Annotated in this window: 16 protein-coding genes; all 16 read right to left on the bottom strand. The window is 39.6% G+C overall.

The window, feature by feature from the left end:
* Positions 1-118: 118 nt before the first annotated feature.
* A complete protein-coding gene (locus tag RBR61_RS05540; protein WP_320342653.1) occupies positions 119-730 on the bottom strand; it encodes a type II secretion system protein in 612 nt (203 codons plus the stop codon).
* A gap of 142 nt (positions 731-872) precedes the next feature.
* Entirely contained in the window at positions 873-2687 is a 1815-nt protein-coding gene (locus RBR61_RS05535) for a citrate/2-methylcitrate synthase (protein WP_320342652.1), read from the bottom strand.
* Positions 2688-2696: 9 nt separating this feature from the next.
* On the bottom strand, positions 2697-4031 hold the full coding sequence (locus RBR61_RS05530) for an ATP citrate lyase citrate-binding domain-containing protein (protein ID WP_320342650.1): 1335 nt from the start codon (positions 4029-4031) through the stop codon (positions 2697-2699).
* Between the two features lie 87 nt (positions 4032-4118).
* A complete protein-coding gene (locus RBR61_RS05525) occupies positions 4119-5312 on the bottom strand; it encodes a hypothetical protein (RefSeq protein ID WP_320342649.1) in 1194 nt (397 codons plus the stop codon).
* Positions 5309-5878 (bottom strand): aminodeoxychorismate/anthranilate synthase component II, encoded by a 570-nt coding sequence (locus RBR61_RS05520; RefSeq protein WP_320342648.1) that lies wholly within the window; start codon positions 5876-5878, stop codon positions 5309-5311. Before RBR61_RS05520 ends, RBR61_RS05525 begins: the two co-directional genes overlap by 4 nt.
* Before the next feature lie 68 nt (positions 5879-5946).
* Positions 5947-6741, bottom strand: coding sequence for an ABC transporter permease (locus RBR61_RS05515; protein ID WP_320342647.1), 795 nt, complete (start codon positions 6739-6741; stop codon positions 5947-5949).
* Positions 6742-6747: 6 nt separating this feature from the next.
* Positions 6748-8631, bottom strand: coding sequence for a flagellar hook-associated protein FlgK (flgK, locus tag RBR61_RS05510; RefSeq protein WP_320342646.1), 1884 nt, complete (start codon positions 8629-8631; stop codon positions 6748-6750).
* A 1-nt stretch (position 8632) separates the two neighbouring features.
* Positions 8633-9061 (bottom strand): hypothetical protein, encoded by a 429-nt coding sequence (locus RBR61_RS05505; protein WP_320342645.1) that lies wholly within the window; start codon positions 9059-9061, stop codon positions 8633-8635.
* A 30-nt stretch (positions 9062-9091) separates the two neighbouring features.
* Positions 9092-9301: a flagellar biosynthesis anti-sigma factor FlgM gene (locus RBR61_RS05500; protein ID WP_320342643.1), complete on the bottom strand. Its 210-nt coding sequence runs from the start codon at positions 9299-9301 to the stop codon at positions 9092-9094.
* A gap of 70 nt (positions 9302-9371) precedes the next feature.
* Complete coding sequence (locus RBR61_RS05495) at positions 9372-9653, bottom strand: rod-binding protein (RefSeq protein ID WP_320342641.1); 282 nt, start codon at positions 9651-9653, stop codon at positions 9372-9374.
* A gap of 9 nt (positions 9654-9662) precedes the next feature.
* Entirely contained in the window at positions 9663-10706 is a 1044-nt protein-coding gene (locus RBR61_RS05490; RefSeq protein ID WP_320342640.1) for a flagellar basal body P-ring protein FlgI, read from the bottom strand.
* A gap of 45 nt (positions 10707-10751) precedes the next feature.
* Positions 10752-11342 carry a 16S rRNA (guanine(966)-N(2))-methyltransferase RsmD gene (gene rsmD / locus RBR61_RS05485; protein WP_320342639.1) on the bottom strand — a complete coding sequence of 197 codons (591 nt, stop codon included), beginning with the start codon at positions 11340-11342 and terminating at the stop codon, positions 10752-10754.
* Complete coding sequence (locus RBR61_RS05480) at positions 11332-11697, bottom strand: hypothetical protein (protein WP_320342637.1); 366 nt, start codon at positions 11695-11697, stop codon at positions 11332-11334. Before RBR61_RS05480 ends, rsmD begins: the two co-directional genes overlap by 11 nt.
* Before the next feature lie 36 nt (positions 11698-11733).
* Positions 11734-12450 (bottom strand): exonuclease domain-containing protein, encoded by a 717-nt coding sequence (locus RBR61_RS05475; protein WP_320342635.1) that lies wholly within the window; start codon positions 12448-12450, stop codon positions 11734-11736.
* A complete protein-coding gene (locus RBR61_RS05470) occupies positions 12444-12983 on the bottom strand; it encodes a hypothetical protein (RefSeq protein ID WP_320342634.1) in 540 nt (179 codons plus the stop codon). The genes RBR61_RS05475 and RBR61_RS05470 overlap by 7 nt, the downstream gene beginning before the upstream one ends.
* Positions 12976-13404 carry a hypothetical protein gene (locus tag RBR61_RS05465; RefSeq protein WP_137015393.1) on the bottom strand — a complete coding sequence of 143 codons (429 nt, stop codon included), beginning with the start codon at positions 13402-13404 and terminating at the stop codon, positions 12976-12978. Before RBR61_RS05465 ends, RBR61_RS05470 begins: the two co-directional genes overlap by 8 nt.
* Between the last annotated feature and the right edge of the window lie 42 nt (positions 13405-13446).

Genomic DNA, 13446 nt, shown 5'->3' with positions numbered 1-13446 from the left:
CTGTTTTCCAGTTCGCTATTGCTCACCTAGAAACTTCGCTTCGCTTGTTTTGTGGAGGGGAATTATAGAGAAGTTACGCTTATTTATTTCTTAATTTTTTTGGAAATTAATTAAGACTTTAAATACAGTCAGTTCCTGCACTGTCTAATACACACGTATACCCTGTTTCAGGATGAACTCTTATTTTTGCTTCACCTTCAGAGCTTGTAAGCGTTATATCACAATTAGCTGTAAGTAAATTCTCATAATTATTTGAAGTTGCAGTTAAATGGAAATAAGGACGGCCTAAAAAATCGAATGACAGTTCACCGGTAGCTCCACCTCTGCAAGTATTATCAAATTGAACCTGTGTAATTCCGTACTTTTTCTTTAAATTTGCAATATCACTGCCTTCTGATATTGTTTTACGGCTCAATGGATCTATCGCAAATTCACCAGCATCTGCATTGCCCCCATGATTTATATCTGAATAAATCATATAGCCCACTTCTACTGCGCCAGATTCAAATTGAATCTGCCATCTTTTTTTATACCATTCATTAGCAACAGGAGCTTCATTAAACTTATCATCAACCAGCGCCAAATGCTGAGTATATCTAATATGTGAGACAACCTGAATTGCAGCTTCTTGAAGTTTGTTCGATCCTATTCTGGGAATTACTACAGCAGCTAAAATCCCAATAACAACAATTACGAATACAAGTTCGAGCATAGTGAATGCTTTTTTCATAACCAATCCAGTTAAATCTATTTACTACAAGTATATCAAAAAAATTATGAAAATCGGAAATAATTTTATTAAAGAGAGAGTTTTAAAATGAGGATAAATAATAATTCAAGGAGAGTAATCTCCTTGAAATATAGAAAATAGACTACAGTTTCTCTGCAACCTGAACATCGTAAAGAATGTCAGACATCGGATGTCTGTACATCGGCATTGCAAGACGTTTTTCATCAAGCACGTGACCGATAAATCCTATGCTTCTTCCAACGATAAAGAATGCATTTAGAGTACCGCTTGAGATAAACTCGTTTATCTCATCTTCGCTGTATCCAAGCGCTCTCCACATATCGACCATTAAGATACCGATAGTACCGTCAACGTTAAGAATCAGGTTCTCTTTTTTAGACGTTGTCAACTGCTCAACAGTTAGTGCATAGTCAAGTAGCGGAGTCGCAGGAAAGTGGGCAGCCGCATATTTCTTAAGACCCTCTACACGCAAGTCAGGGTTTTTAAGAGATTTGATTCTATGCCCGATACCAGGAATAGGAACGCCCTCTTTTTTCATATGATTCAAGAACTCTGCAGGAGTCAGCTTGTTGTCATCTGCATACTTGAAGTATTGTGCAGCACCGTCAATTGCACCGCCGAATCTTGGTCCGATTGTCAAAAGACCTGTTACAAGTGACTCAACAACGCTTTTGCCTGCACGTGCAGTAACTTTTGCATTGTGAGCACCTGAAACTGCAGGACCGTGATCTGCAACCGTTTTGATAACAGTCTCGATAAAGTCCGTAGCCCATTTCGGATACTGTTTTTTGAACCATAGAAGCGAAACAACATCACCGATACCTTTTCCTGTGTCAGGAGTAGCAAGTGAAGAGATAGGGAAACCTGCGTATGTTGCCTCATCACCTCTGTCATCAGAGATAGTACAGATAAACTCTTTAGATTTTCTAACGCTCGGACATACATTGATCGCAGGCTCTGCAATATCTTTAATAATACCTTCAGCATGTAGCTCGTGGTATACTGCACTTATTATCTCAGGTAGATCGTTGAATGATGCCGGAACGTGGATGCCAACCTCTTTCATAGCCTTGTTTTTAGCTTCAGCTGTCTCCATGTCACCGTTTGCAGATGCTCCTGCGTGACCGAATTGTACACCGCTGTCATAGTACTTAGCGATCGTACCGATACACCATGCGATAATTGGCTTTTTTATCTTTCCGCTTTTTACAGCTTCGATAACTTTGTACTCTTCAGTTCCGCCTACTTCACCTAAAAGCAGCATATATTTAACTTCAGGGTTTGCTTCCATTCTTAAAAGGTTGTCAATGAAAACTGAACCGACAAATCTGTCTCCGCCGATAGCAACACCTTCAGCGATACCGTCTGCATTGATAGCGATGATGTTTGAAAGTTCATTGAAAAGACCACCTGAACGAGTCACAAGTCCGCATGAACCTGCACGGTGAAGCTTAGACTGAACGATATTTTCAATTGTTCCACCGATATTTGCGATCTTAAATGCACCCGGAGCAATTGCACCAACAGTTGCAGGTCCGATCACGATCACGTTTTGAGCTTTTGCAGTAGCGTTCATCTTACGTGCCAATCTCTCAGGAATACCTTCAGCTGTTACCATGATAGATTTAAATCCGCCTATCTCTAGCGCTTCCATAGTTACATCGTATGCAGTTCTAAACGATGCAAAGTTTAAAAGTACGTCAGCTTGCGGCTGAGCAGCCTTAGCTTCTGCAGTAGTTTTATATAGAGGGATCATAACTTCATCCGGTCCATAGAAAAACTTCTCAAATTTAGAGCTGCTTGTAGGTGCGACAATTCCCGCTACCGAAGGTTTAGTTCTCTTTATAGTATAGTCATAATCTAGCATTCTTTGAATAGCACTTGCGTTGTTATTCCAAAAAATCGCCTGTGTGTCTCTTGTGTATAATTGCGCCATCTCTAATCCTTACTTTGTTAATGCCATACGCACGATATCTGTAACATGCGTCTCAGGTCCGTAAACTTCAATATAAAGCCCTAGTCTATCCGCTGCCTCTTTAATATCTTTAAGACCTTTTTCATAATTTGGTCCACCGCGTCTTACGTAGATCTTGATGCCTACATCTTTCATTTTGTCTGCATAGTTCTCAAATGCTTGAATGATACCCGTAAAAGTTTTTGCAACATCCGTGAAGTTTGCAATAGCACCGCCGATGATAAGAACTTTATCTCTGCCCTTAGCATCTTTGCTTCTTGTCATAAGATCAAGAATCGTCTCAGCATAAAATTTTGTCTCGCTTGTAGTCGGTCCGCCCGAATACTCACCGTAGTTAGCAAGATCTTCGATACCTGCCAAGTCAGCAATAGTGTCAGCATAAACAACCGAAGCACCGCCGCCTGCAACCATCGTCCAAACTCTAGCATCTGGCTTTAGGATTGTAAGTTTTAATGAAGCTCCTGATTTGCTATCTGCATCTTCAATAGCTAAAACTTCAGGAGATTTCTCTTCCATACCGAATGATGTAGGATACTCAACATCACCCCACTGCTCTCTCATCATAAATCCAGCAGTATCGTCAAGTTTTGCAACCATATCTAAAAGCTCGACTTTTTTGCCCTGAAGAACAAATGGGTTGATCTCTAGGTATGCAAAGTTTAACTCTCTGTAAGCTTTAAAGAAACCTATAGCGAACTCTGCAAACGCTTCTTTGTCATTTTTTGCAACATCTTTTGGGATATTTTTTCTGATCTTATCAGCGATCTCTTCTTCAGTTGCAGTAATAGGGAATGACACCTCTACAACTTTGTCCCAGTTCTCTTCAACTTCCATACCGCCTTCTGCAGACATATATAGAACATCGTCATCACCGACACATGTTGCAGAGATATAGTACTCCTCTTCTTGAGAGTGAGGAGTAAACGGCTCAACGATAAAGTGAGTGAGCATATCAACTTTTGCTTCGCCTGTTGGGGTGTCACCGTCAAATGAAAAATATACTGATTGTTTTTCAGAAGATTTTTCATCGATCCAAGATGATGCTTTTGCTAAAGATACATCGCCCGGCTTAGCGTCTTTAAAAAGAACCAAACCATTCTTTCCTCTTTTACCAAATAGCATATCTGGTTTAGCAACTAATGTTTTTTCTTTTAACCATTTTTTCTCTTTTGCAGCTTTAGTAAGTTCTGATCCATTTTGAACCATAACCGTTTCGTATGCATAAGTGAAATCTGGAAAATACTTATCCCAATGCTTAGCCAAAATTGACTTTGCGTCAAATTCTCTAATCGCTTTTTGAGCCATTGCAACTCCCTATTTTTAATATTTATGAAATATTATCACATGTAAACCAATCTGGCGGTATATATGGAGATTAAGTGGGAAATAGATTTAATTTGTGTATATTTTAGTAACATTAGCAGAATAAACTGCTCTATTTTTGTAACTTATAGTTACACTATCCTTTTTTCTAGAATCTGTAGAAATTTCTTCAAGCAGATAATTGTTGCATTTTGTTACACCGTAAAATTCAAGTCTTTTTGACATCTTTTCATCTGAGTTTATACACTCTATTCCCATGCCTTTAAGCTCTTGCGCCAACTCTTTTGCGACATGCATCTTATATGAAAAGTGCTTTTTTGGCTCCTCTATGACGTAATAAAGATATTTGTTAAAAAATACCACCGAAGAGTTTATCAGAAGCAGAACAAGCGAGACGACAAATGCCACTCTATAGTTCCTTCTAAAAATACTTAAGCGTACTCTATAGGAGTGCTCAAAAGTTTGTGCTACCAGAGGAAGGCAGAGTATGACATACGGGGCGAAATACTCTATGGGAACACGCTGTCTAAATGAGAGCAGAAGCGAAAAGAGAAGTGCAACGGTTGAAACAAACCACAACATATCGAACTCTTTGGTCAAATATCTCCGATAGAGCGTGTAAAAAAGATAAATAAAGATGATCGGTGAGAAAATTGCCGCATATATTCCAATAGAGTCCAAAAAATAGCCTTTTGGAGAGCCGTGAGTATCTATTCCGTAAATAGATAGAGAAGAGAAGAACATAAGTATATTGAATAGAAGAAATCTTCTATCTTTTTTATAAAGCGAATAGAAAACAAGTCCCATGAAAAGAGCGGAAAATCCACCATCAATAAGCATGTAAAAAAGAAGCAGAATATAGCTGTACTTTATGGAGTAGTTTTCATAAATATATACAAACAGAAACAGACCAAAGAGAATCAAGCCTGCGCTGTTAACAATGATGGATGAGCTTATTACTCCGGGTAAGAGTATGAAGATTATAATAAGCCAGAGTCTGTTTCTTTGAACTTTTATGTACTTTTTTGATATATCATACAGCAGTATAGCGCTCAAAATATGCAGAAGTATCATAGGAAGTCGCAAAGCAAAATCGTTTTGACCAAAGAGCATTATCGAGCTGTTGATCAAAAGCTGCAGAAGCGAGAAATCCCCATTTAATATCTCAGCTTCGTTATATGAGATAGAGAGTTCTCCTATCTGCAAGGCAAGCCAGAGTGCATCTAATCCTATTATCAAGAAAAAGATGTTTCTTATGCTCATATCTTTAAAAAGTTTCCGATCATCTCGTGACCATATTGGCTCATGATGGATTCTGGATGAAACTGGACACCGTAAATATCTTTGTCATTTACCTTTAACGCCATTATCTCGTCATCATCCGTGCTGTATGCGGTCGCTTCTATAGTATCGGGAAGAGAGTTTTTGTCCACTATGAGAGAGTGGTATCTGGTCGCAATGAACTCTTTTGGAATATCTTTAAATATCTCGCACTCTTTCGTGCGCTTCATCGTAGATGTTTTGCCATGCATCATATTTTTAGCCCGCACTACTTTTGCTCCAAAAGCCTGAGCAATGCTTTGATGGCCTAAACAGATGCCCAAAATTGGCACCTTGTCTTTAAAATGTTCTATTACTTTGAGGGTAACGCCCGCATCATCAGGGGTCGCAGGACCGGGTGATATGATAATTTTTTCAGGCTTTAGGGCTTCTATCTCTTCCACACTCAATTCATCATTTCTGATTATTTTTAAATCTGCCCCTAATTCTCTGCAGTACTGAACAATATTATAAGTAAAGCTGTCATAATTATCAATCATTAAAATCATAATTTATCCTAAATTCAATTGGGTGCATTATATCGCTTTTGCTCTTTTGTGTCACTTATTTAAATTTTTTATTGGATCTCTTTTTTATTGGTTAGCTGCTGAAGGTAATTCGAAATATTTATAAGGGAGAACGTGACCAAAAATATCATAAGACCCGGGAAGAAACTGACCCACCATGCGATCTCTACGACATCTTTTCCGCTGCTAAGAATAGTACCCCAGCTCATCTGCGGCGCGACTATTCCCAGTCCTAAAAAACTAAGCCCGGACTCTGCCAAAATCGCACCGCCTACTCCAAAAGTAAAACTTACAAAGTAGATGGGTGCGAGAAGCGGAGCGTAATACTTAAAGAGTATCTTTAATTTGCCTACATTTGCAATGTTTAGTATCTTTATGTATGGCTGAGATGTTATGCTAAAACTCTCTGAGCGGATAAGCCTTGCCGTGGTCATCCATCCTGTTATAGAGATAATTACGATCAGTACCCAAGCTGAGGCATTTACGTAGCTCACAAGTGCCAAAAGAAGAAAAAAAGTAGGGAATGTCAAAAACAGATCAACCAAAACAACAAAACCTCTGTCTACGCTTCCGCGAAAATATCCAGCCATTGATCCCAATATAAGACCTATTAAAGAGGCTATAAATGCGCTCCCTACCCCGATGACAAGGGAGACTTTGCCTCCCTCGATAAGCCTGGCCAAAATATCTCTGCCAAGCCTGTCCGTACCCAAAAAGTACTCACTTGAAGGCGGCAGTAAAATAGCGGCACTGTTTAAAGAGTATGCATCTACGCCATAGAAAAAAGAGCCTAAAAAAGAGAAAATAAAAACAAACAGAAGTATAAATATACTAAATTTCGGCATACAGAGTTACTGTTTGATTCCGAGCAGTGTCTGCATCATCTGGTCAACTGTTGTGATTATCTTTGAAGCGGCACCGTAAGATGTTTGATATTTTATTAGATTTGTCAGCTCTTCGTCAATACTTACTTTTGAGATGGAGAAAAACTCCATCTCTGTAGCGTTAAACTGAGCAGAAATTGTCTGATTGTTTATTATCGCCTGATTGGTGGTCACACCGACCTCTGTAGCAACAACATCGAACATTCCATAAATTGTAGAGTCATACACCGTATTTCCTACTTCAAAATCATACTTTTCAAACTGCTGCTGGATCATGTCCATAGAGAGTCTGTTATCACCCGTTGAAGAAGATTTTCCTGCAGAAATTTTTGTAGTGTTCTCTTTTAGTTCAAAACTCAGATTAATATCTTTTGCATTGCTACCGTCAAAAAATCTATTTAACCCCAATGCTCCCGCAAAGTTTGAGCCTGTGTTAAAATTTCCGTCTATCAGATTATCCTCAATTGAGAAAGAGTAGCCTTTAGCCGCATAAGCAGGATCCATAATAAACTCGACAGCATTAGTTCCGTCCGGGTATGTAGCCCAATTGAACTGTATAAAATCATCTATATCGTTATTGGCATTTCCGTCACCATTGTCATCACCCTGTGCACTTAGCTGTCCCTCTATTGAGTTAGAGCCCGGAGCACCAGTCATGGAAGTAACTGAATCTATATTTATAGCTCTTCTTGCAGTCACATTTCCGTCGATGTCATACATAACCACGTCAAAAGAACCGTTTCTTATATTAAGTGAAGAGCGGACTATGGACTGAGTGTCACTTATGTCAATAGTATTTGACTCCATCTTGGTTGTGGCACTTGCAGCATATAGATTATTTGTTGACTCTATCAGAGTGTTGGCAAAAGCATCCATCTGGTCTATAACCCGCTGCAACACTCCGTTGCTCGGAACACCTGAAGTATCATCGAGTCTCTTGTCTCCTCTGAGGTCTAGGATCGCACCTATTCTGCCGCCTTGAATACTTTCATCCATGGAGATAAGCACACCATCCTGTCTCTCATATGAGAGCTCGTAAAATCCGTTGATATTATTGTCGCTTGAAATGTGTATAGGATGAAAAGAGCCGCCGTCTACTATGTTAAAACCGTTCACGCTTAAAGTGTAACTGCCGTAACCCTCGTTTGACGAGCTGTCAATAGCCGAATTTGATGTGATTTTCTCAATATGCGACTCAGCACCAATAAGCTTTGCGAGTCTTAACTCTATTGAGCTTCTTTTATCTCTTAGATCGTTCGCCGTATAAGCCCCGCCAGCTTCTGCTATCTCAATTGATTTGTTCACATTGGCAAGCTCTTCAGCCAACGTATTTACCTCTTTTACATTTACCGAGAGCTGCTCGTTAATGCTCTCTTGAAGGGCAACGATCTTGCCCTGTACAGATGTTATGCTCGCTGATAGCGTCTCGGTCTGCTTTGCAAGTGCAAGTTTTATCGCATCGTTATCCGGATTGTCCGAGAATGTCTGCCACATATTGTAGTACTCTTTGAGATCGGACTTTATCCCGACATCATCTATCTCAGGAAAGTATGTGGAGAGCTCTTCTAGCGTAGTTTTAGTAAAATCGGAATACTCTTTATCGGATGAAATTCCTGTATATCTGTCATAAACAAAATTGTCAAATATACGGGCAATATCCATTATCTGCGTGCCGTTGCCCACATTTCCGGCCGCACTGTAGATAGGAGTTGACGCCGCTGTCACAACCCTTTGTCTCGTATAACCGTCGCTCTCGGCATTAGTTATGTTATGGCTGGTGGTATTGACTCCAACTTGAGAAGCAGAAAGTCCGCTGTAACCGATGTTAAGTGTATTGAATATTGAAGCCATATTACGCTCTCACTTTCAATATTGTCGAATCTTTCGAAGCGACCTTATTGTAGCCGTTCATCTCTGTAGGGATTAAATTTTCTAAAAAAGTGTTGTAGAGATTGCTGACGGCAAGTACGAGCTTTGCATAACGCTTGTTGATGGAGTGAAGATTTGAGAGTTCAACTTTTAGCTCATTTAGCATATTATGCTGCTCTTCGTTTAAAAGTTCCGGCAGCTCCACATCCGGATGAAGACGTATAAGAGCCGAGATCTCATGGTCTATCATTGCTTTTTTTGATTCAAAGCTCTTTAGCTTCTCCTCTTTTAGCTTTAATCTGTCAAACTGAGGATTGTGATTTGCCACCTGAATATCTTCTATGTCCGACTCCGTGATCTTTATTAAATCCCTTAAATCGTTTATAGCGCTTTGTAAATGATAAGATAACATGGCATAATCCTTATTTGTTTGAATTAAAACCTACATCAACTCTTCAGCTATCTTCTCTGAAAGAGCTTGCAGGTTTATTTTATATTCGCCGGACTCAAGAGCCTCTTTTATCCGTTCGACCTTGCTTGTGTCGCCTTGTTGCGAAACTGTTGCGGAAGCTTTCTTGGAGACTTCCTTTCCTTCGCCTAAACTATTTGCATAAGCGGTGCGAACACCCGCTTGATTAACTTGTGAAATCATAACTTATCCTTTTTATCTTCTTGTCAATACAACCATATCGACAAAAACAGATAAAATATTAGCTTTTTTGCTACTTACGGCTTAAAAAATCGTAAAGCATTTGAGAAAAGCCAAATCCTCCTGCACTTGCCTTTGCAAGCTCCTCCCTGTACATGGATTTATATATCTTGTCTCCAGGGTCATTCGCCTGAGTGAAAAGGTTTTTCTCATCCTTCATCGCATCATCCATCAACATCTTTAAAATGACAGACTCAAATGCATCCGTCTGCTCTCTTAACTTGGCATCATCGACTTTTGCATCTATCTTAGGCAGTTGATGCTGTTGCGATATAAGTTGTGCATCTATGTTCATCATCAATCCTTATATTAGTTTTAGCTCTGCAGAGATACTTCCGGCACTCTTTATAGCCTCTAAGATCGAAATAATATCTTTTGGTGTAGCCCCAAGCTTTTGCAGTGAGCGGACAAGATTTGCCACTGTCGTACTTCCGGTTTTTGTATAGAGCTCGTTCTCATTAAGCCCTATCACCATATTTTCATCTACGCTCATCGAGCCTGCCGGTCTGCTTAGCTCATCTTGTTCCGTGATTTTAATTGTTATATCCCCGTGCGTCATTACAATAGGTTTTATCTCAATGCCGACTCCGGATATTATCGTTCCGGTTCTCTCGTTTATGACAATTCTGTCTTTTACGTTATAGTCCATATCTATCTCTTGGACCTCAGCTAAAAACTCCACCATGCTTTTGTTTTTAGGCTTTTTTAGTCTGATGGTCCTAGAGTCCATTGCCACGGCTACCTGCGTACTGTAAAGCTCGTTTAGGGTCTTTTGGATCGTTACGCTGTTTTGAAAGTTTGCATCTTTTAGCGAGAGCGTTATAAACTCTTGATTGTAGAGGTCTATGTTGATCTCTCTCTCGACCAAACCGCCGTTATAGATAAGACCTGTAGTCGGGTGAGAGTCTGCCCCGCCCTGTCCGTTTCTGCCGCCTATACTTATAGAACCCTGAGCAAGCGCGTATATCTTGCCGTCAACCCCTTTTAAGGGAGTCATAAGAAGCGTTCCGCCCTCAAGTGATTTCGCATCACCGATGGATGAGACGGTTATATCTATCTTATCGCCCTGTCTTGCAAAAGGAGCAAGTTCCGCCGTTACAACGACCGCCGCAACGTTCTTTGACTTGATATCTATAGAGTTCATATCAATATTCATGGCTTTTAGCATATTTGCAATTGATTGAAGTGTAAATTTTGAGGTCGTACCGTCACCGGTTTTTTCCAAGCCCACTACCAGTGAATAGCCGATAAGGTGGTTGTCCCTGACTCCGACGATATTTGCAACATCGCTTATCTTAGCGGCATATATAGTTGCAAAAGTAAGTAAAAATAAAATGATCGTTCTCATCGCTAATCCTTGAATATAGCGATAAGTAGCAAACTTTATTCCACTTTATTCGCTCTCAAGGTAGGTAAGTGAAGTATTTCCAAACTTTTTGGATTTTTTTATTGTGTAAGTGCCGATCTTTTGTGGGATCTCAAGAGTGCTCATGTGCTCGATTATGATCAGTTTTACACACTCAGGTGGCAGAGAGGCGATAAGAGAGATGGTTTTATCATAAATATCTTCCATTCCCTCCCTTATGCTAAACGGCGGGTCGATGTAAAAGTATGCCTCTTCATTTTTTCTCTGCAGCGATTTTACTACAGTTGCAATATTTGAAAACGTATCGCCGCTATGAACTTCGCATGACGCAGGGTCGGTCTGAGCTATATTCTCTTTTAATATCTTCAGCGCTTCAGAGTCCTTCTCCATAAAGATTACTTTTTTTGCACCGCGGCTAAGCGCTTCTAGGCCGATGGAGCCGCTGCCTGAGAATAGTTCTACAAAGGTAGAGTCTATTATCTCGAACTGCACGGTGTTGAAAAAAGACTCCAAAACTATAGCTTTTGATGACCTTGTCGTTGTTTTTGAGGGGAGTTTTAAGGTTTTGTTTTTGAATTTTCCGGATACTATTTTTTTAGTTATTGTCTTACTTTTCATAAAATGCGCGCACTGCCTTTAAAATATTTGCCTGATACTCTTGGGTGAGCGACTCTATGCGTTTTTGCAAAATGTCAAAATCAAGATCTTCATCCTCTTCGAGATCCTCTTCTACCTTTGTCTTATTCATACTTTTGTATCTTTTTTCCAACGCCAAAATAAGCTGTGACTTTGAAAACGGTTTTAACAGATCGGCATCTTTTGCACTCGAGATATAAAAACATCTCTCATCATCAAAGCACTTTACATCCCTGATGAGAATATCGCAATTTTTTACGGAACTAAGATGTTTGTCCAAGAAAAGTTCTAGTGATTTTTGCATTAACGGCGATTTGCACTCAACAGCTACTCTCAAAGCGATCCTTGTTTTTTTAGTTTGAAGTATAGCATATCAACCATGTAAATATCTTTTGAGGGTATACCTCATATCCTCATCCAGGTCACTTATGTTTGAGAGCATCCACTCCAGGTAGCCCCTGTCGCACATACTTATCTCCTCAATATATCTTCCGCTGTATTTTCCAAAATCAAACTTCTGCATCAAAACATTTTTTTGAGTCAGTTCGACTAAAGTGTCATGCTCTTTTATCTGCAATAGAGACTCATATAGAAGTTTTACACACAGTGCATCGCCAAGTGCATTATGCGCTACTCCTCCACCATCAAGACCATACTTAAACGCCTCTTGCAGCTCATCTCTGTAGAGCTTTAACTCATATCTCAAAAACTGCAAAGAGAACTGTTCGCACTCTGGCATCAGATGTTTTGTGACTCTTAATGTATCAATTGTTTTGCCTTGCCACACAAATCCGGATGACTCAAGCATGCCTAGGTCAAAATCTATATTGTGAGCGATAAGAGTCGAACTTTCATGATTGTGCTCACTCAGAAATTTCCATGCGCTGCTCTCTTTTAGTGAAGGTCTGCCTTTTATCATCTCATTTGTTATATGGTTGATGCTTGAAGCTTCTGCGGGTATCTTTTTGCCCTCATTTACAAGCTCATAGATACTTAAGCTCTCCTCTTTATCTACGGCTATTATCCCGATAGAGCAGATCTTATCACTACATTGCAGCCCTGTGGTCTCTAGATCTAAAAATATCAACACATTACGATCTTTACTTTTTTGCATCTGGAACTCATAATGATAAAAGAGAAGTGTCCGCCAATAAGAATAAAACCATAGAGCCAGTAGATATTAAACCACTCAAAAAGAGCGCTGTAAGATGTAAAGAGGTTTGTGTAGATAAGTGCGAGTATCATGATGGAACCCACCAGCCAGATAAGCAGCATCAGCCATTTTCGCCAAACCTTCACCAGGTCTCCGTAGCCTATGTTCTCTATTACTTCGTTGCCATCGCACGTCAGCAACTGTAGTTCAAAGCCGTCTATGCAGCTGTTGAATATATACTTTAACCCTCTAAAGAGTGCGATCAAGATCGTAAAAGAGAAAAAGAGAGGAAACCAAAATATAAAAATATCAACTAGAGCGCCTGCTATCTCCATATTCAGTTCAGGCAAACCTCTTGATACATATGTTATTGCGGTGACTAAAAAAGATGAAAGTGCTGCGAGAGAGGTACTGCAAAAAGTGAGGCGCGCCGCCCATCTAAGCCATAAAAAGAGATAAAATCTACTCATCTGCTTTAAATGTTTCAAGCATAGTGTAGTAGTGCTCAAGCGTCATAAAACTCTTCTCAAATCTAAAACGGATGATGAACTCTACTATTTTATTTTTAAGCCCAGCATCTACATTTTCTGCTTTCCCATAATAGCCCAGAGAGATATTTTTGCTCTTTACAACCGCCTCTTTGTCATAACCGATGGCAAGTATCTGAAGATATTTTCCTTTTTTTATCTCTCCCAGACTCTCGCTAAGAAGCGAAGCACCCGAGAGATTTATGGCCTTGAAATGAAAAAGATCGCTAAACTCTTCAACCTTTTCATTTATGCCAAGTTCGTTATATAGCTCTTTTAGCAGAGTTAAGTTATCTTTTCTGGCACGCTCGTAACTAGAGATCTTATTTGTTATATTTTTTAATCTATCTAAGGCTGAACTCATCAATATTCCTCTGTTTGCTTAAGCGATTATACCAAAAAGCAA

It is taken from the genome of Sulfurimonas sp., assembly GCF_034005705.1.
Classification (GTDB): Bacteria; Campylobacterota; Campylobacteria; order Campylobacterales; family Sulfurimonadaceae; genus Sulfurimonas.
Note: the sequence above shows the minus strand (reverse complement) of the source record. Positions and strands in the feature narration are given on the sequence as shown.